A 19801-nucleotide genomic window follows, 5' to 3' on the forward strand; every position below is an offset into this window, starting at 1 on the left:
AGGAATAAATGATGGAAAAAGGGAATTAACCTGATGGTAGGTTAATTCTCTTTTTTTTTGCAAGGAAGGGATACTAGGAGAGCGGCGAAATAAAAGAAGTAGAGGGTACTTGTTTGTTTTTATGGGGGAATGTTTGTCTTCCTTTTGACCTTTTGCAATCAAAATGTCAGTATTAAGCGTGTGTGGGAGTAGAGTGATCTGGTGTCAGGGACCAATTTAAGGAGAGTACAATGGAGTTAGATAAACGAATTGATGTAATTGATTATTTGCGCGGTTTTGCTTTGTTGGGAATCATTTTAGTGAATATTGGACCACTGCTGTCTGCTAAAACTCCCGCGTCTCAATCATTGGACGCTTCCTATTGGCGATTTTTATATTTATTAGTGGAAGGCCGCTTTTACACTATTTTCACCTTTTTGTTTGGTGTAGGATTCTATATTTTTATTACACGGGCCAATGCAAAGGGCATGAATGGATATGTCTTATTCTTGCGGCGAATTGCGGTATTATTCCTCTTTGGCTTGATTCATGTACGGTTTCATCCGGGAGAGGCACTGACCGTTTACGCTATTTGTGGAATGATCCTGCTGCCTTTTTATAAGGTAAATAAAGTAGTGAATCTCATCATTGGGTTCGGTTTGTTAGTCATTATTGGCATCTCCTCCATTAAAATTTTTATAGTAATTCCAGTTATGCTGTTAGGAATTACTGCAGGTCAGTTAGGTTTGTTTGGAGCGGTATCCAAAAGGGTAAAACCAATTGCCGTTTTTACTGTAATTATGTTCGTGTTAAGCGGAATAGGATTGCTTTATCAATATCAATACGCACCGGTTTTTTCCGAAGAATGGGCTGGGCCATCTGTAAAAGAGACAGTGAGGTTTATAGATCTAGGTATAACAATAGGTCCAATTATTTCGGCATTTTATGCGGGACTTTTAGTTCTGGTGCTACAGTTTCAGATTTTCCAAAAGCTGTTGTCACCTTTAAAAAGCTACGGCAGGATGGCGTTGACAAACTACATTATGCAAACTGTATTTATCTATCTAGCGGGATATACCTTTAACCTGTTCGGGAGAATTTCTTACCTCGAAACACTCTACATATGTCTGGCCATTTACGTTATTCAATTGACATATAGTGTCATTTGGCTGCGATTCTTCCAATACGGACCGTTCGAATGGATTTGGCGGGCAATCACATACATGAAGCTTCCGCCCATGCGGCGGCATATGAAAAACCCGGGGGCCTGACTCCCGGGTTATTTTAACTTTTCAAGTTCTGCAAAGACGGCCTCATAATCTTCCCTTTTGTCAGCTTTGAAGGAGGTGTTGATGTAGGTGATGGTTCCTTCTTTGTTGACTACGAAGACGGAACGGATGGCGACTCCGCCTTTTTCGTTAAACACCCCGTAGCTTTTAATGGTTTGTTTATGCCAGTCTGATACCAGGGGATATGGCAATGTCCCCATGCTGGCCGCAAAAACGCGATGGGAATGGATATGGTCCGCACTGATGGGCAGCACTTCCGCATCCAGCTGTTTAAAGCGCTTGTAGTCCTCTTTCCAAGAGGCGATTTCTTTAATTCAGCCGGGGGTAAAGTCCATTCCGTAAAAAGCGATAACAACATTCTTTACCCCTCGATAATCGGACAGGGACAGCTGTTCCTGAGTGGTTGCCGGTAATGAAAAGTCTGGTGCTTGGCCCCCAATTTTCAAAGAAACCTCCAACGTGATTCCTCCTTTTAAAAAAATCTCATACTTAAGTATCTTCTCCATTATTAAACGAAATTAAAAAGCATGATCAACACTATAACTGTTCAATATTGGAAAAATAATTGATAGAAATTCTCAATTAAGTGTTGACTTGCATTTTTCCATTGCTATAATGAATATTGTAAATAGTTGATAATGATTTTCAATATCACTTAGAGATTAGCTATTTGCTTATTAAAACGATAGAATACTAGAAATATTGGAGACAATCATGAAAAAGCGATATTTACTGCCTGGATTAATTATATTATCGATCATTTCATTATTCGTCGGCGTTAGCAGTATAACGCCTTTGGACCTGCTGGACCTGCGTTCGGAGGAAACACAAATATTCCTAATTAGCCGATTGCCGCGTCTTGTTGCCATTTTGCTTGCCGGTGCGGGTATGAGTATTGCGGGGCTAATCATGCAGCAGCTCAGCCGAAATAAATTTGTCTCGCCGACCACCGCCGGAACCTTGGATGCGACCAGACTGGGAATTCTTGTTTCAATGCTTGTTTTTGCAAACGCATCAATGATGGAGAAAATGGCGGTTGCCTTCGTCTTTGCCCTTGGGGGAACATTCTTGTTCATGCAGATACTCGACCGCATCAAGTTCAAAGATGCCATCTTTATTCCGCTTGTCGGTATGATGTTTGGGAATATCCTGTCCTCAGTGACGACGTTTTTTGCCTACCGCGCCGATGTTATTCAAAATATGTCTGCATGGCTTCAGGGGGATTTTTCAACGATTATGAAAGGCAGATACGAACTTTTATACATAAGTATACCGATCTTAGTAATAGCTTATCTTTATGCCAACCGCTTTACAGTTGCCGGGATGGGAGAAGATTTTTCAAAAAACCTCGGCCTTGCCTACCGCCGGATTGTGAATATCGGGCTCATTCTCGTGGCACTCATAACAGTCACAGTCGTTTTAACCGTTGGAGTCATTCCGTTTCTCGGGTTGATTATTCCAAATATCATTTCGATTTTTAAAGGCGATCATTTGCAAAAAACATTGCCGCATACGGCGCTCCTTGGCGCGATTTTCCTTCTGATTTGCGACATTTTGGGCAGGGTCATCATTTATCCGTATGAGATTTCCATCAGCCTCATGGTTGGCGTGATTGGAAGCGGAATATTCTTATACCTGCTGTTCAGGAGGAAAGCCCATGCGTAATTCAATGAAAATGGCCGGCCTCGCTATCATTGCTGCGGGATGCTGCGCCTTATACCTTTTCCATGATTTAAACGGAAGCTTTGATTATGCCCTGCCAAGGCGCATGCTAAAGGTGCTGGCTATGGTGATTACCGGATTTACGATTGCCTACTCGACAGTCGTTTTTCAAACGATTACCCATAACCGGATTTTAACACCTAGCATTATCGGGCTTGATGCGCTCTACTTGCTATTGCAAACGCTGATTATTTTCTTTCTTGGCTCCAGTCATATCATCGTGGTAAATAAGCAGTTAAACTTTTTAATCTCAGTGGCTGCGATGATTGTTTTCGCCTTGCTGCTTTATCGTTTCCTATTTAAAAAGGGTGGTCAGCAAATTTACTTTTTACTGCTGGTTGGTATTATTGTCGGCACGTTTTTCTCTAGTATATCGACGTTCTTCCAAGTGCTCATTGATCCAAACGAGTTTCAAATCGTTCAAGACCGCATGTTTGCAAGTTTTAATAATATCAATTCAGATTTAGTGTGGATTGCGCTAATCATTATCTGTGCTGTCATTATTTATGCGTGGCGGTATTTACCTTTTTTGGATGTGTTATCCCTTGGGCGCGAAACCGCAATCAATCTGGGTGTCCCCTATGATTCGATTGTTAAAAAAATGCTCATTATTGTCACCATCTTTATTTCTATCTCGACCGCCCTTGTCGGCCCGATTACCTTTTTCGGCTTGATTGTCGCCAACCTGTCGTATCAATTTTTCAAAACGTATAAACACAGGATGCTGATCAGCGGGGCGATTGTCATGAGTATCATTGCATTAGTTGGCGGGCAATGGGCGGTTGAACGGGTCTTCACCTTTTCAACGACGCTTAGTGTGATTATCAATTTTGTAGGCGGAGTCTATTTCATCTATCTACTGCTGAAGGAGAGGAAAGCTGCATGATTCAAGTGAAGTCACTATCAAAGTTTTATGGGAAAAAGGCAGTCGTGGAGGACGTATCGGTAACAATTCAGCCGAAAAAAATAACTTCCTTTATAGGACCTAACGGGGCGGGGAAGTCAACCTTGCTTTCGATGGTAAGCCGTCTCTTGGATGCAGACACGGGGGAGGTGCTGATTGACCAAGCGGATGCCAGAAAGATAAAGTCCAATGAGTTTGCCAAGCGCGTTTCGATTCTAAAACAGTCCAACTTCATGAATGTGCGCCTCACGATTCGCGAGCTTGTTTCTTTCGGCCGCTTTCCTTACTCAAAGGGAAGGCTGACCGAGGAGGATGAGCGAATAGTTGACCAGTCTCTCGAATACATGCGCTTAACCGACCTTGAGGACCGATATTTGGATGAACTATCTGGGGGCCAGCGCCAGCGCGCCTTTATTGCGATGGTCATTGCCCAGGATACAGAGTATATTTTGCTCGATGAGCCGCTGAATAATTTGGATATGAAGCATTCGGTTCAGATCATGAAGATATTGCGCCGCCTCGTTGATGAACTGGGAAAAACCGTTGTGATTGTGCTGCATGACATTAATTTTGCCTCTGTTTATTCGGACTGGATTGTCGCGATGAAGGATGGCAGGGTGGTCAAGGATGGCCCGACCGAAGACATCATTCAGTCGGAGGCCTTAAAGGAAATTTACGATATGGATATCCCCATCCAGCAAATGGGCAGCTGCCGAATATGTGTTTATTTTAGCTAATAGGAAATTCAACTGCGCCTCATGAATGTGCAATCGGACTTGCCAATCGGCGAGTTTTCATTCATTTCATAATTAAAGGAGAGATTACTAATGAAAAAGTGGAGTTTGCTAGGTATTGTTTTTTCTATCATTCTAGTATTGGCCGCCTGCGGAGGGGCAAAGGAAGAAGCAGGAACAGAAAACGCTTCGGAAAGCAAGGAAACATCAGAAAAAATTACTATAAAACATCAATACGGTGAAACCGTTGTTGAAAAAGATCCGAAAAAGGTTGTCGTGTTTGACTTTGGTATTTTGGATACATTAGATGAACTTGGTGTGGAAGTAGCTGGTCTACCGCAAGCAGCGATGCCTGATTATTTGAAAAAATATGCAGATAAAAAATATACGAATGTCGGAAGCCTAAAAGAGCCTGATTTTGAAGCGATTCACGCCATGAAGCCAGATGTTATTTTTATCTCAGGAAGGCAGGCAGAGCTTTATGATCAATTCGCTGAGATTGCGCCAACCGTATTTATTGAGTTTGATTACTCCAAATACATGGAATCCTTCGAGAAAAATATGAACATAGTCGGTGAAGTTTTTGGAAAAGAAGATCAGGTTGCTGCAGAATTAAAAGAGGTGAAAGCTGACATTGCTGAGTTAAATAAGAAGGCATCTTCCGCAAAGCAAAAAGGGTTAATTGTTTTGGCAAACGAAGGACAAATCAGCGCTTACGGCCCAAGTTCCCGTTTTGGTTTGGTTCATGATGTATTTGGTTTCGGAGCAGCTGATGAAAAAATCGAGGTATCTACACATGGTCAGTCAGTTACATTTGAGTACATTATGGAGAAGAATCCGGACGTATTATTTGTAATTGACCGTAATGTAGCGGTCGGGGGAGATGCAGGGGCCAAAAAGGCAGTGGAAAATGAGTTAGTGGAGAAAACCAACGCCTACAAGAACGACAAAATTGTTTATCTGGACGCTAATACTTGGTATTTAAGCGGAGGCGGCTTAAAATCGATAAAATTAATGGCGGACGAAATCGAAAAAGCGCTATAAGAGCCCCGTATCATCTTTATTTCTATGTAGAATTGGAATAAAGCTAAAATGGCCATCAAAAAAAAAGGTGTCAGGCACCCCTCGTGAACAAATGGGCAATTTGTCCACCAGGGGTGGACACTTTTTTGCTATGCTTAGCATTATTTTGTATAACGGTTGGCGTAGCTTGAAGCGACAAAGGCGTCAGGTTTTATTTTTGGTTCTACGCCCATGGATTCCATTCGCAACACCATTTCTTTAACAAACTCACTCGTTTTGTTTCGAATTCCCGCCCCGATGTCGATATGGCCTTCTATCGTAAAGGTAGCCCCTTGATAGACATTTGGCAGAACAATATTGATTAATTCATTTTTCTTTTCCTCTGTAAACAGGGAGACGACTTCCTCCGTTAAAGATAATTCCAGTGAAATCCGCTCGTGCAACTGAGTCATTTTTCTTGGGACAATCACCTTTTTTATACACGCCCAAACGCCATTCCCCATATTTTGAATGACAATACCGGTAATGAAAATGGTATGTGACCTGTGAACCTGAGAATCCGTTCCGACCATCAAGCGATAATTCCCGCATGGGTCGCTATGCATAAATTCAGTTATTCGCTCGAAAACCTGTTCAAATGACATCTTGCTGTCTTGAAGATTTTTAAATGTATGACCCGCAGGCCTGGGATTTACCATCATGAATCCACCACATCTTTCCCTTCAAATCTTTGATGTTATTATTCTAGTTTATGGAAAAATAAGGATTGCGTGCAGCGTTTGAAATGATTCTAGGAATGGGCCTTTAGAGAATTTCAGACTTAATTTCCTTTATTTGCTCAATATGCCGCAGGTCGTGCAAATAGACGTTTTCAATCCATTGGTAAAGAGGTAGATAGCCAAAAAGAGGATGTTTAGCAGATTTCTCGGTCAGAATGGTTTTGTCTTTTATTCCATCCATAACATCGAGTAAAAATGTTCTTGATTCATCTAGCAATTTGAGAATTTCCTGCAGCTCAAAAGATTCTGATGAAGGGGCAACGATACTGGGTGCATCTGCTTTCTTAGTACGGTCTAATAAAAATAGATGTAACGGTTGTGGAGCTGCCTTTTTGCTAGTGTCTGAGTTCATGCCATAGACTACCCCCCTGGTAAATGCCATTTCAGTTAAATAAAGATGGTGGCAGACCTGAGCCACACTCCAGCTATCTTCGCCAGGTGATTGGTTTAATTCCGCTGAACTGAGATTATTTATCTCGTTTAGCAACTGTTTGCGTGTCTCAGCCAGCCTTTCATGAAGTATCTCTAAATCAAGCATAATCATTCCCCCTATATTGGACTAACAAAATATGTCCCACTATGTTTTATATTCGGCCTCAAGCCAAATATTCCTTTTTCAGCAAAACAACATTGGTGAGAAATTCTATGCCTGAGGGGGACAGTTTCCACGAGCGGTGCTTGGCACTCTTACAAAGCAAACGAGTTATTTTTCAAAAACCCAAAAGAACCGCTAATTACTAGATATTGGACAGGTACCGTTACCATTTTTTAAAAGTTTCATAGCTTATTTAAAAAGCTATGAAAGGATGAGAAATTAATTGTTTGGATATTCAATGGTTCAAATGGTTCGGACTCATGCACATAAACTGGACAGGCATTTACGGGAAGAAGTTTTAAACCTGTACAAACCCTTTACTTGGACGCCGTGCTTTTTGCATAAATATTTTGAGAGATTCCTTAAATGGGGCCGGAAAATTCCTGTCATTATTGAATTTGAGGAAAGCTGTTTTGAAAAAGGCTGCCATCAGGTATCAGAAGTGATGAAACAGCATGCCCGAAATAGTATGAAACGAAGTTTATCAAGTGTGTCCTGCCATAGTGCAGATGTGACCCCAAATGGGTTAGAAGGGATCCTGTCAAGCTGCCATCACGTCAAAAAGGTTTATTTAAATAGGGAAGTGAAGGCGTTGCTTGATGTTGCTGTTCCTGCCGCTAATGCCAAAAATATCACAAGGAATAACACTGTACTAACGGGGGAAGGTGTAACAATTGCGATTATCGACACTGGCATTTATCCACACAAGGACTTAGGGGATAGAATTAAAGGTTTTGTTGACCTCGTCAATAATGAAACAGACCCTTATGATGATAATGGCCATGGCACGCACTGTGCTGGTGACGCGGCCGCGAGCGGCCCTTATGCTGGACCTGCCCCAGGTGCAAATCTGATTGGCGTAAAGGTGTTGGATAAATTGGGCTCAGGGTCTTTGGATACAGTCATGGAAGGGGTGGATTGGTGCATTAATTACAATGCCGGTAATCCGCCTGAAAAAATTGATATCATCAGCATGTCATTAGGCAGCACAGCTCAGCCGGGTGAAGATCTGATGGTTAAGGCCGTTGAAAAGGCCTGGGAAGCAGGTATTGTGGTGGTAGTGGCAGCCGGGAATGAAGGTCCGAATTATGGAACCATCGCTAGTCCCGGTATTAGTCAAAAAGTGATTACAGTTGGGGCTCTTGATGATAAAAATACAGTGGACCGCGGCGATGACGATGTGGCCAGCTTTTCGAGCAGAGGATTCCAAAATGTTTCCGATGAATTAAATAAGCCGGATATTTTAGCGCCAGGGGTGAATATCATTTCACTAAGATCTCCTAATTCCTATTTGGATAAGCTGCAAAAATCTGCAAGGGTAAACAATGATTACTTTGTTTTATCGGGCACTTCGATGGCAACACCTATTTGTGCCGGTATATGTGCATTGGTTAAACAGCAAGTCCCTAATGCAGCACCGCAGCAAGTGAAAGATTTGCTGAAAAGTGGGACAGGTTTATGGAAGGACCGCGAAAACGCAATTTACGGCGAAGGCTATATTAATGCGGATAGATCAATTCCGAAGTAAGCAAAATTAGCAGAATAGGGAGATCTCTTAATTATGGTAGAAATCGGCCATTTTTGTTAACTTAAATAATGTTTTGGTTGACAAATAATCACCCGCCCATTATTTTTAAATTATCAGACATCAGAATTTAATTAAGGGTGGGAAGAAAATGAGAAAGTTAAGAGCGCTGGATATTACGCTTGTCGGCATGTTCGTGGCCCTGATGGCGGTCGGGGCAAACATTACGACTATTGCTCCGTTTTTGCAGGTTGGCGGAGTGCCGATCACCTTGCAAACCTTTTTTGCTATATTGGCAGGACTAATATTAGGAAGCCGATTGGGAGCCATTGCGATGATTGTATATACGTTAGTCGGCATGGTCGGAGTCCCAGTTTTTGCTGGCTTTTTTGGAGGACTAGGAATCATCCTTCGTCCAACCTTCGGCTTTATTATTTCTTATATTTTTGCAGCTTTTATCATTGGAAGAATCGTCGAAAAGAAAAAAGGCTTGCCTGCTTTTATTATAGCGGCTTTAATTGGAATGGCGGTCAATTACCTGTTTGGAACCAACTGGATGTATTATGCCTACAAACTTTGGGCTGCAGCGCCGGAAGGCTTCACCTATAAAATGGCTTGGCTATGGATGGTACCGCCACTCCCTAAAGACATCGTCCTATCTGTTTTTGCCGGCATTATGGCCCACCGTCTGGAAAAAACCGTCCTTTCTAAGGGACAATTCAAAAACTTAAAGAGGGCATCCTAAGAGCAAAGGCAAAAGGGGAATAATCTTGAATTGTCCACGCCACGTGAACAAATGTCTCTTTATGTGGTGCCTGACAGAAGCGGGTAATATTAAAAAGTGATATCATTAAGAAAAGAAGTGGCAGTACCTATTGTTAGGTTACTGCCACTTCTTTGTTTATGAAGCCGTAGGCTTTTTCCATTGAAACATATTCATTTATCTTTTAGTAGTAAAGTCCGAAAGATGCTGTATAAAAAATCAGAATGTTGTCCCCGTTGTATTCCGCATTTACTGATCCTTTTTCAATCCCATTGCGAATATCGTTAACCAAATCAACAGTTTGTTCCATTGTGAAAGAAGTCTTACCAATTTGTTCACATGTAATCAATTTAAATCCTGAACCCCCAAACAAATCAATGACATTATTTAATGATTTTTCTTTGTCAAAGCTTGGCTTTATACATGGCAGTCAATCCTTCCAAAGGTGTTTAAAGAAGAGGCAATGAATTCTTTGATTAAGTAAAAAAATAAGGCTCTTTTCTCAGAGATTGTTGCTTTTAACTATATTGAAAACACTGAGTGGATTGGAGCGAAAGGTGCTTGACTCCTGCGGGAAATAGAGGAAAGGTCGAGACCCCGCAGACGGAACGTCGAGGAGGCTCGACTTCCTCCCCGCGGGTTTGCTGAGCGCCTGTAGCGGAAAGGAACGGACAGTGTTATTCCCAAAACAACAAACTTTACGAAAAGAGCCAAAAATAATTATAGGCCAAGCAATGGATAATAGTATTTTACAAAATTTCTATTATTTAAACCTACATTTTTTTTAAAATATCCCGCCTGTATTTTAATTGGGAAGATAAGTCATCATTCTTTTTTCCTAAGAAGGATAATAAATTGAAAGGAAGAGATAATGTCTGAGAGTTGGGGGGAATCTATGAGGGACGAAATGTTTATGAAGATGGCCGTTGATGTAGCGCTTGATAATGTTCTCCGCTATGGCGGCGGTCCGTTTGGGGCGGTTATCGTGAAGAATGGACAAATTATTAGTGTTGGCAGCAATCAGGTAACCTTGAAGAATGACCCGACCGCCCATGCTGAGATGCAGGCGATTAGGGCAGCCTGCAAGGTTTTAAATAGTTTCCAATTGACCGGCTGTGAGCTATATACAAGCTGTGAGCCATGCCCAATGTGTTTTGGTGCTATTTATTGGTCTAGATTAGAGAAGGTGTATTATTCCTGTACACATGAAGATGCTGCGAAAATCGGATTTGACGACCAATTTATTTACGAACAGCTTTCCGTTCCCCCAGAAAGACGAACCATTCCCATGATACAGCTCCTCACGAACAACACTTATCAGCCCTTCACAGCATGGGTCAATAAAGCCAATAAACAACAATACTAACAAATGTCCATCTATAGGTGACCTCAGTGTCCACCCCGGGTGGACATTTGTCTTTTTTCAGTGCCTGATCCCGTTACTGCTTTGTTGCTCCTAATTTTCTGGAGATGCGCAGCCCGAATTCCATTACTTTTTCAATCAAAAAGCTTTTCCGTTCCTCCGTTACATTGAAATTGACGTAACCGATGCTGATGGCACCGATTAGTTCGTTTTGGTGGTTGAAAATCGGAGCAGCGACCGATGACGTACCTGGTGTCCTTTCCCCATGACTTTCTCCATACCCAAGCTTTTGAACCTCCTGCAATAATTGTATAAACGCCTCGTGTTCATTTTCAGGTACTAGAGAAGTAACAATTTTTAGCTTATCTTTTGGAGGCATATAAGCAAGCATCACTTTATTGGCTGCTCCAATGTTCAAAGGTATCCGTATTCCAAGCTGATCATAAATTCGAATCGGGTTATTCAGGCAGTCAATTCTTTCTACAACTAAAGACTCTAAACCAATAGGTTTACTAAAATAAACACTTTCCTCTACTTCATGCATTAATTTTTCCAATTCTGGGCGGATCAGCGCCAAAAAGTCAAAGGTGTCGTACATTTGCAGGCCATACTGGAGCCAGGCATTCCCCATTGAATAGAACTTTGTCTCTGGGTCCTGTTGAATTAGTCCATGCTGCTTCATGGATTGTAATAGCCGATGCAATGTACTGACAGGCAGTTCGGATTCCTTCGATAATTCCGAAATGGCGAACGATCTTTTTGTATCACTTCCTGCAAGAACCTTAATAATCTGCATTGCTCGATCAATTGTTTGCATGTATTTCCCTGCCTTATTTGATTTTTTGGAAAACGTCTATTATATTCAGTAAATTTGAAAAATATTGACATCTACTTTATAAGCTTATAATATCATATTATAAGTTTTCCTGTCACAGGAAACCGATTCCACTATGTGGAAAAGCGGAGGTGTTTTTTTGTTAACATCTATGTATAAAAGGCTCAACAGGGTCATTGTCAAACATCCGAACGATGCATTTATCAGTCAGGAGCATTTAAGTAAGGAATGGAAAAGATTCAACTATATTAATGAACCTGACTTCACGAAGGCACAACAGGAATATGAGCAGTTTCTTGCCATTATCAAGGAGCATGTAGGGGATGTTGAGTTCTTGCCGGAATCAGAACAGGTTGGATTGGATTCACTCTATGCCCATGATCCCGTTAAATTCACGCCAAAGGGCGCCATCATTTTGAAATCAGGAAAAACATTGCGGCAGCCGGAGGCAGAGGTTTACAAAGAATTTTTACAAGAAAAAGAGATTCCGATAGTAGGAGAATTGACGGGCGAGGCTGTTGCCGACGGGGGAGACCTTGTCTGGTTTGATGACCGTACACTGTTAATCGGACGCGGCTACCGGACAAATGATGAAGCCATCCGGCAAATTAAAGAGTTGGTTGCAGATCAAGTCGATGAGGTAATCGTGGTGCAACTCCCGCATGACCAAGGGGAGGACGAATGTCTGCACCTAATGTCCATAATCAGTATCGTGGACAAAGATTTGGCAGTTGTTTATTCACGGCTGATGCCTGTGTTTCTCAGACAAATGCTCATTAAACGCGGCTTCGAGTTGGTAGAGGTACCCGAAGATGAGTACTTAAGACTCGGCTGCAACGTGCTGGCGCTGGAACCGCAGGTTTGCATGATGGTTTCCGGAAACCCAGTCACGAAGCGCCAATTAATAGAATCCGGGGCGACCGTATATGAGTATGAAGGAAATGAAATCTCTTATTTAGGGACGGGTGGACCTACGTGTCTGACATGTCCGGTGGAACGAAAATAAAAAAATGGAGGAAGAAAACATGTTAAAGGAATCTGCATTAAAACAAGCAAAAGAAGGGAAAATGTTTCATAACACTATTGTCAAAAGACCCGGTAATACGTATATCAATGGCTTAACCACCTCCGACCTTGGCACACCGATTTTAGAGAAAGCATTACTGCAGCACGATGCTTATATTGAAGCTCTTAAAAAATGCGGCACTGAAGTAACTGTCCTGTCAAGCAACGAACAATTTCCGGACTCCACCTTTGTGGAAGATACTGCTGTTTTAACCCTGGAATTTGCGGTTATTTCCAATCCGGGGGCTGCATCAAGAAACGGCGAAATCCAAGACATGGAGCCTGCCATCAAATCCTTCTACGATAAAATTTACTATATTAAAGCGCCTGGCACGCTCGATGGAGGAGATATTTTACAAGCTGATGATCATTTTTATATCGGTATTTCCGAGCGGACAAACCAGGAAGGTGCCGAGCAGCTGAAACAAATCTTAGAAACCGAAAACTATAAAGCTACCATTGTACCGCTTCAGAAGTTTTTCCATTTAAAAACCGGCATTGCTTATTTAGGAAATCAAACGATTGTGGCGGCTGGTGAATTTGTCGATCACCCTGATTTCAATTCTTACAAAAAAATTATTGTGCCTCCGGAAGAAGAGTATGCGGCAAATTGCATTCAGGTAAATGACTACGTGATCATCCCTGCAGGTTACCCGCAGACAAAACAAAAAATTGAGGATGCCGGATATCAGACAATTGAGGTTGATACATCGGAATTCCGGAAATTGGACGGCGGTTTGAGCTGCTTGTCACTAAGATTTTAAAAATTGTGTTTGAAGGAGTTTGGGAGCCATGAGACAGCTTAAGTGGGGGACACCGAAGGCTTTGCGGGAGCTATTATGCGAAGTAGTAAGCTGGAAAAGTATGACGCTGACGGAGGGAGAGCGTGAGTTTCCTTCCAAGGTGGCGGCGAAGCTTAAAGATTTGGCATATTTTCAAGAAAATCCAGAACACTTGAGTCTTCATGATGCAGATCTAGGCCGCCGTTTTGTTACCGCTCTATATAAACATCCGAGTGCGGCGGAAACGATTGTATTGATTAGTCATTTTGATACGGTGAATACCGAAGAATACGGAGACCTTCAGGAGTATGCATATCGGCCAGAGGAATTAACGAAACTTCTCCATTCCCGAATCGATGAATTACCGGCGGAGGCTCGGGAAGATCTTTTATCAGGAGAGTACCTATTTGGCAGGGGCACGATGGATATGAAAATGGGTCTGGTCATGCAAATGGGGCTGATTGAAAAGGCTTCGGTCGAGCAATGGCCGATTAATCTTTTGCTCCTGACGGTTCCGGATGAAGAAGTGAATTCTTCGGGGATGCGTGCAGCGGTTCCGAAATTATTGAAATTAAAGGAAAAGCATCAGCTTACCTTTAACCTATTCCTAAATAGTGAGCCGGTCTTTACCCAAGAGCCGGGTGACCGAAACTTTTATGTGTACTCAGGTTCAATCGGCAAGATTATGCCGTCTGCCCTTTTTTACGGAAAAGAGACCCATGTTGGGGAACCGCTTAGCGGCATTACCGGACCGTATATTGCTTCATTTTTAACACAGAGGATGGAGTGGAATTTAAGCCTCCAGGAAACGGTGATGGGAGAAAGAACGCCGCTTCCAGTGACACTGCAGCAAAAGGATTTAAGACTGGAGTACTCTGTTCAAACACCATACCGTTCGGCCGCTTTGTATAACGTATTTTTAATGCAGCGGAATGCGGAAGAAATTATGAATATGTTCGAAAAAGTTGCATTAGATGCAGCTAAATCCTGCAATCAGGCCTATTATGAGATTTGCAAAGCGCAGTCGGTTACTCCGGTAGGACAAGTACGAGTGCTGCGTTATGATGAACTGGAAAAGCATGCGCTTCGAAAATTTGGTGCAGAATTTGTTGCGGGAGTCAAAGCCTCCGTTCATAAAAGGGAGGAGTGGGATGACCGGGAAAAGTCTTTCCGTATTGCGGATGCCCTAATCATTGAGTGTCAGGAGCTAGCACCAGCGATTGTCCTCTTGTATGCACCGCCATATTATCCTGCTGTAAACTCGTCGGAAAATGAATTGGTGAAAAAGTGTATTGCCTACGTGAAGAAACGCGGTTTTGAAAAGTATGTGCTTCCTGTCAATCAAGTCCACTATTTTAATGGAATCAGCGATTTAAGCTATGTTAATTATCTGGATGCCGGCGAAGGCTGGACTGTGTTTAAAGAAAATACACCGGTCTGGGGAACAAGCTACAGCATCCCATTCGATGAAATGACGCAGCTCCAGGCACCGGTATTAAACGTCGGACCGTTTGGCAAAGACGCTCACAAACGAACCGAACGCCTCCACATCAAAAACGCCTTCGAAGAAGTACCAGCCCTCGTCGAAGGCATGATCAAAATGCTGGCGGATAAAAAGGTTCGCTGCTAGGAATTAATTAATGTTATTGGAATGGGTGTCAGGCGCCGTGCGTGGACAAATGAGTGTTTTCCACATGGGTGGACTTTAAAAAAGGGGTGGGTAAAGATGGGACAAGAAGGTCAAAAGAACCAGTTAAACAGGTCAATGAAACGGCGTCATTTGTTTATGCTTTCATTAGGCGGTGTAATTGGCACAGGGTTATTTTTAAATGCGGGCTACACGATTAACCAAGCAGGAGCAGGAGGCGCGTTAATAGGTTTTTTATTTGGCGGCCTTATTTTGTATTTGGTAATGGTGTGCTTGGGAGAGCTTGCAGTCTATATGCCGGTTACAGGTTCTTTCCAAACATACGCCAGTAAATTTATTAATCCTGCAGCCGGTTTCTCGTTAGGCTGGATGTATTTCATTGGATCTGCCACGACAGCGGGGGTGGAATTTACCGCTGCAGGTATTTTAATGCAGCGCTGGTTTCCCGGTGTTTCCGTATGGATTTGGTGCGCCGTTTTCATTGCTCTGCTTTTTGTACTCAACGCGCTGACAACCAGGGGCTTTGCGGAGGCGGAATATTGGTTTGCGGGTATTAAGGTCATAGCTGTTATTTTCTTTATTATTATCGGGGCAGCGGCGATTTTTGGTATTATTCCGCTTGATGACAGACCGGCCCCATTTATGGAAAACCTCGCTCCAAAAGGACTGTTTCCAGCAGGACTGACGATTATTTTTGTAACGATGATGAACGTTATTTTCTCCTACCAAGGATCAGAATTAATCGGCATTGCTGCCGGCGAAAGTGAAGAACCTCATAAGAATATACCTCGTGCCATTCGAAATGTCCTTTTCAGAATTATCGTCTTTTATATTGCTTCTATAATTATATTATCGGCCATTTTTCCGACGAAGGAACTTGGCTTGTTGGAAAGCCCATTCGTTACGCTAATGGACTTAGCGGGAATCCCATTTGCTCCTGATATTATGAACTTTGTTATTCTAACTGCAATTCTTTCGGTGGGGAACTCCTGTATTTATGCTTCCACCCGGCTGCTTTGGGCGATGGCGCATGACGGCATGGCACCAAAGTATTTCGGAAAATTATCCAAACGGAAAGTGCCATTCGCAGCCCTTGTGTTTACGATGATTTTCTCCTTGCTGTCGTTATTGACAAGCGTAGTAGCCGCGGATACAGTGTTTGTTTTATTAATGTCAATTGCGGGGATTTCTGTAACGATTTCTTGGATGGGAATTGCGTTATCCCAGTTGATGTTCCGGCGCAAATACTTACAGGCAGGCGGAAAATTGGAGGACTTGCAATTTAAAGTACGTTACTATCCTTTAGTTCCATTGGTATGTATCATCTTCTGTGTATCGATATTAATTTTCCTGGCCTTCGACCCAGCCCAGCTGACGGGGCTCCTGGTAGGACTAGGCTTCTTGTTAATTTGTTATTTGTTCTATTACTTTAGAAACAAGAAATTGGAAAAACTCAGCCCGACGAATAACGAAATCACTCCACTTTAAGAACTTTTCATTTTAACTGACCTGCATGGAGGCAGGTCAGTTTTTTCTTTGAAAAATTTATTCTTTTCGATCGTTTTTGTAATGGAATTTTAACATTCTTCCATACATATTTATGTAATACAAACGTTTGATGGTTTAAATCGGAATTCCGACTTGGCGCATTGGAATGTGTAGTTTAGCGTTTCTCCAAAAAATCAAAAGGGGAGGACAAACATGAATACCATTCTGATCATTGTAAACATTGCTGTTCTGTTGTTGCTCATGTTCGGGTTGTTCCAGATGCAAAGGAAGCATGTTTCGTTTTCAAAGCGTGTTTTCACGGCACTTGGCTTGGGTATTATTTTTGGAATTATTCTTCATGCCATCTACGGTACGACATCTGAGGTACTGGCACGTTCCATTGAATGGTTTAATATTGCCGGAAACGGTTATGTCAAACTGCTGCAAATGGTAGTTATGCCGTTGATCTTTGTCTCGATTGTCGGGGCATTTACGAAACTGAAATTATCTAAAAACATTGGCAAAATCAGTGTTCTTGTCATTGGTATCCTGCTCGGTACGACAGCGATTGCGGCAGCCATCGGAATTGGCTCTGCTCTGGGATTTAATTTAGACGGAGCTCAGTTGACCCAAGGCGATGCAGAGAAGGCTCGTATTGCACAATTGGAGGAACGGGTTCCGACAGTCGAAAATATGACATTGCCGCAGCAAATCGTTGATTTCATCCCAAGTAATCCGTTTCAAGACCTAACAGGCGCCCGACCAACTTCAACTATAGCTGTTGTCATTTTTGCCGCCTTTATTGGAATTGCCTATTTGGGTGTAAAAAGGAAAGAACCGGAGCATGCGGAATTCTTTTCAAAAATCATCGACACCGTATACTCGGTTGTGATGAGAGTGGTCACCATGGTGCTTAGGCTGACACCATACGGAATACTTGCGATTATTACGAGGGTGGCTGCAACAAGTGATTACGATGCAATTGTGAAACTAGGGACGTTTGTGGTCGCCTCCTATGTAGCGCTCATCATTATGTTTATTGTGCATCTATTGCTTTTAATGGCGGCGAAACTAAGTCCATATAACTATGTGAAAAAAGCACTCCCTACGTTAACCTTTGCGTTCACTTCACGAACGAGTGCGGGAACGCTCCCGATGACGATTAAAACCCAGTCAAAGGATTTGGGTGTTTCTGAAGGGATTGCAAACTTTGCCGGCTCCTTCGGACTGACTATTGGGCAAAATGGCTGTGCAGGGATTTATCCAGCTATGCTGGCGGTCATGGTTGCACCTGCTGCCGGTGTCGATCCGACGAGTCTAAGCTTTATTCTGACTCTTATTCTTGTCGTTGCTATTAGTTCTTTCGGTGTGGCCGGTGTTGGCGGCGGCGCGACCTTCGCAGCCCTCATCGTGCTATCCGTGATGAATCTGCCAATTGCCATCGTCGGCCTGCTCATCTCCGTTGAGCCTCTTATCGATATGGGCCGAACAGCCCTAAACGTCAGCGGTGCCATGACAGCTGGCGTTCTTACCAGCAAAGCAACAGGCGAATTCGATACCGACACTTACAAGCAGCCGGACATCGTTGAAGCGTAAGCACGGGTGACAGGCTCCCGGCGTGGACACATAATATAAAAAGCCGAGCCCCAAATGTTATGGTTGGGGTTCGGCTTCTTTGCGTGCTTATTGAAGTTCCGCATTCTGCAGGATATTTTAGTTTTACGCTTGCAGCGCCAGTTGGATCATGAGTTCAATGGCGGTTGGGATGGCGTCTTCGTCAATATCGAATTTCGGATGGTGGTGCGGATACTGGCTTTTTTCACTTTGCATCCCGACATTGATGAAGGCCCCGACCTTTTCTTTCAAGTAATAGGAGAAATCCTCGGCTCCTAGTACTGGGTCTATTGGCAAGAAAGCATCTGCTCCAAAGGTATTTTCAATGACACCGCGGGCAAATTCACATGCTTCCGGGTGATTGTACAACGGAGGGGTTCCCTCGATAAATTGATAAAGTCCTTTAGCCCCAAAGCTTGCGCAGATGGACTCTGTCAACTGGGCCGTTTTCTCATGCATGAGCTCGGCTGCCTCAAAGGTCAATGCCCGGATTGTCCCCTTCAATGTCACCTCGTGAGGAATGACATTGTAGGAATTTCCTGCCTGCATCCCCCCAAATGAAATAACTCCTGCATGCAATGGATGCAAATTCCTGCTGACAACTGATTGAAAAGCCTGAATCAAGTGGCTGGCAATATAAATCGGGTCGACCGTATCATGGGGGTATCCGCCATGTCCGCCTTTACCTTCAATTTTAATATCAAAGTCATTACACGAAGCCATCGCATAGCCGGTGGCAAAGCCAACCTTTCCCATAGGCATGCGTGAAATCAGGTGGATTCCATAAATCGCGTCAATCCCGTCCAGCACTCCTTCTCTCACAAGCTTCTGGGCGCCGCTTGGGGAGGCTTCCTCTGAGCTTTGAAAGATCAAGCGGATATTATTTTTCACCAAATCAGGATTGTTGCTCATCCATTTTGCCGCCGCCAGCAAAATGGCCGTATGGCCGTCATGGCCGCAGCCGTGCATGACGCCAGGAACTTTGGAAATATAGGGCTTGTCCCCTTCCTCCTGGAGTGGCAGGGCATCCATATCGGCCCTTAGGGCAATCGTCTTGCTTCCTTCTGTTCCTTTAAAAAAGGCCACCACACTAGGGCCGGAAAACCTGTTGTCTAAAGGGATCCCGAATTCCGCCAATTTTTCTTTTACGTAAGCGGAGGTATTGTATTCCTGCCCGGACAGCTCCGGATGCATATGAAAATGACGGCGCTGCTCGATGGCCCAGGCCTTTAACTCTGAATCAACATTTTTTGTCTGTAACATGATGTAACTCCTTCGATCCTATGTGTATTTTTATGCAACCAATTTTAAGATATATTCAACTATATTACAAGAATCAAATACTGGATGGAAATAAATGTTTTCATGTAGCGGGGTGTTCAGGAATCAATAGATAGTCAAAAAAGGGAGCTAATTCGGAAAAGAAATTCACTAGACTAGTAACCTAATTAAGAGAGATATAGTTTTTGTAAGATTTTTAGATAGAGGAGAACCGGATGAAAAACAATAAAGTGCTTTTTCAGGGGTAATGGACCGTACAGAATAACCCTTCTAGTGGGTTATCCGTTTTTATTTTTCAAACTATCTAGTGAAATCTCGTTTAGCTGGACTATAATTAAAATAACTGAATATTCCTATAATGTTTAGAATCTATTTTTTTAAAACAAAAGCATTGTCTTCCTCAAGAAAGTAT

At 42.8% G+C, this 19801-nt stretch carries 19 protein-coding genes; 13 read left to right on the top strand and 6 right to left on the bottom strand.

All coding sequences use genetic code 11. The annotated features are described in order from the left end of the window. The first annotated feature begins 230 nt into the window (after positions 1-230). Entirely contained in the window at positions 231-1250 is a 1020-nt protein-coding gene (locus ACZ5AE_RS01960) for a DUF418 domain-containing protein (RefSeq protein WP_464568980.1), read from the top strand. An 8-nt stretch (positions 1251-1258) separates the two neighbouring features. Here ACZ5AE_RS01960 and ACZ5AE_RS01965 read toward each other — a convergent pair whose 3' ends face one another. Beyond that, positions 1259-1774 carry a redoxin domain-containing protein gene (locus tag ACZ5AE_RS01965; protein ID WP_464568982.1) on the bottom strand — a complete coding sequence of 172 codons (516 nt, stop codon included), beginning with the start codon at positions 1772-1774 and terminating at the stop codon, positions 1259-1261. Between the two features lie 208 nt (positions 1775-1982). Between ACZ5AE_RS01965 and ACZ5AE_RS01970 the strand changes: the two genes are divergently transcribed. From ACZ5AE_RS01970 to ACZ5AE_RS01985, 4 genes are all read left to right on the top strand, one after another. Next, a complete protein-coding gene (locus ACZ5AE_RS01970) occupies positions 1983-2933 on the top strand; it encodes an ABC transporter permease (RefSeq protein ID WP_464568984.1) in 951 nt (316 codons plus the stop codon). Next, on the top strand, positions 2926-3876 hold the full coding sequence (locus tag ACZ5AE_RS01975) for an iron chelate uptake ABC transporter family permease subunit (RefSeq protein WP_464568986.1): 951 nt from the start codon (positions 2926-2928) through the stop codon (positions 3874-3876). Before ACZ5AE_RS01970 ends, ACZ5AE_RS01975 begins: the two co-directional genes overlap by 8 nt. Continuing rightward, positions 3873-4631, top strand: a complete 759-nt coding sequence (locus ACZ5AE_RS01980) for an iron ABC transporter ATP-binding protein (protein WP_464568988.1) — start codon at positions 3873-3875, stop codon at positions 4629-4631. The genes ACZ5AE_RS01975 and ACZ5AE_RS01980 overlap by 4 nt, the downstream gene beginning before the upstream one ends. Before the next feature lie 90 nt (positions 4632-4721). Further along, the gene (locus ACZ5AE_RS01985; RefSeq protein ID WP_464568990.1) at positions 4722-5672 is read left to right on the top strand and encodes a siderophore ABC transporter substrate-binding protein; all 951 of its coding nucleotides are present in this window, start codon (positions 4722-4724) and stop codon (positions 5670-5672) included. A gap of 140 nt (positions 5673-5812) precedes the next feature. Here the strand turns inward: ACZ5AE_RS01985 and ACZ5AE_RS01990 are convergent, their stop codons facing one another. Continuing rightward, the gene (locus tag ACZ5AE_RS01990; RefSeq protein WP_464573512.1) at positions 5813-6349 is read right to left on the bottom strand and encodes a ribonuclease H-like YkuK family protein; all 537 of its coding nucleotides are present in this window, start codon (positions 6347-6349) and stop codon (positions 5813-5815) included. A gap of 106 nt (positions 6350-6455) precedes the next feature. Next, complete coding sequence (locus ACZ5AE_RS01995) at positions 6456-6968, bottom strand: DinB family protein (protein WP_464568992.1); 513 nt, start codon at positions 6966-6968, stop codon at positions 6456-6458. A gap of 280 nt (positions 6969-7248) precedes the next feature. On the opposite strand from ACZ5AE_RS01995, the gene ACZ5AE_RS02000 reads away from it, so the two are divergent. Both ACZ5AE_RS02000 and ACZ5AE_RS02005 read left to right on the top strand, forming a co-directional pair. Next, positions 7249-8553 (top strand): S8 family peptidase, encoded by a 1305-nt coding sequence (locus ACZ5AE_RS02000; protein WP_464568994.1) that lies wholly within the window; start codon positions 7249-7251, stop codon positions 8551-8553. 148 nt (positions 8554-8701) lie between these two features. After that, positions 8702-9295 carry a biotin transporter BioY gene (locus ACZ5AE_RS02005; RefSeq protein WP_464568996.1) on the top strand — a complete coding sequence of 198 codons (594 nt, stop codon included), beginning with the start codon at positions 8702-8704 and terminating at the stop codon, positions 9293-9295. A 202-nt stretch (positions 9296-9497) separates the two neighbouring features. On the opposite strand, the gene ACZ5AE_RS02010 is transcribed toward ACZ5AE_RS02005, so the two are convergent. After that, positions 9498-9623, bottom strand: a complete 126-nt coding sequence (locus ACZ5AE_RS02010) for a hypothetical protein (protein ID WP_464568998.1) — start codon at positions 9621-9623, stop codon at positions 9498-9500. Positions 9624-10208: 585 nt separating this feature from the next. Here ACZ5AE_RS02010 and ACZ5AE_RS02015 point away from each other — a divergent pair. Then, entirely contained in the window at positions 10209-10679 is a 471-nt protein-coding gene (locus ACZ5AE_RS02015) for a nucleoside deaminase (protein ID WP_464573513.1), read from the top strand. Between the two features lie 73 nt (positions 10680-10752). On the opposite strand, the gene ACZ5AE_RS02020 is transcribed toward ACZ5AE_RS02015, so the two are convergent. After that, entirely contained in the window at positions 10753-11493 is a 741-nt protein-coding gene (locus ACZ5AE_RS02020) for an IclR family transcriptional regulator (protein ID WP_464569000.1), read from the bottom strand. 169 nt (positions 11494-11662) lie between these two features. Here ACZ5AE_RS02020 and ACZ5AE_RS02025 point away from each other — a divergent pair, with 169 nt between their 5' ends. From ACZ5AE_RS02025 to ACZ5AE_RS02045, 5 genes are all read left to right on the top strand, one after another. Next, positions 11663-12517: a dimethylarginine dimethylaminohydrolase family protein gene (locus tag ACZ5AE_RS02025; RefSeq protein WP_464573514.1), complete on the top strand. Its 855-nt coding sequence runs from the start codon at positions 11663-11665 to the stop codon at positions 12515-12517. A gap of 19 nt (positions 12518-12536) precedes the next feature. After that, positions 12537-13340 carry a dimethylarginine dimethylaminohydrolase family protein gene (locus tag ACZ5AE_RS02030; protein WP_464569002.1) on the top strand — a complete coding sequence of 268 codons (804 nt, stop codon included), beginning with the start codon at positions 12537-12539 and terminating at the stop codon, positions 13338-13340. A gap of 28 nt (positions 13341-13368) precedes the next feature. Continuing rightward, a complete protein-coding gene (locus tag ACZ5AE_RS02035) occupies positions 13369-14988 on the top strand; it encodes a M20/M25/M40 family metallo-hydrolase (RefSeq protein ID WP_464569004.1) in 1620 nt (539 codons plus the stop codon). Positions 14989-15084: 96 nt separating this feature from the next. Next, entirely contained in the window at positions 15085-16494 is a 1410-nt protein-coding gene (locus ACZ5AE_RS02040) for an amino acid permease (protein WP_464569006.1), read from the top strand. A gap of 213 nt (positions 16495-16707) precedes the next feature. Then, on the top strand, positions 16708-18090 hold the full coding sequence (locus tag ACZ5AE_RS02045; RefSeq protein WP_464569008.1) for an L-cystine transporter: 1383 nt from the start codon (positions 16708-16710) through the stop codon (positions 18088-18090). A gap of 123 nt (positions 18091-18213) precedes the next feature. Here ACZ5AE_RS02045 and ACZ5AE_RS02050 read toward each other — a convergent pair whose 3' ends face one another. Beyond that, on the bottom strand, positions 18214-19371 hold the full coding sequence (locus ACZ5AE_RS02050) for a M20 metallopeptidase family protein (RefSeq protein WP_464569010.1): 1158 nt from the start codon (positions 19369-19371) through the stop codon (positions 18214-18216). Positions 19372-19801: the final 430 nt, after the last annotated feature.

This window comes from Neobacillus sp. S1227 (genome assembly GCF_055385255.1).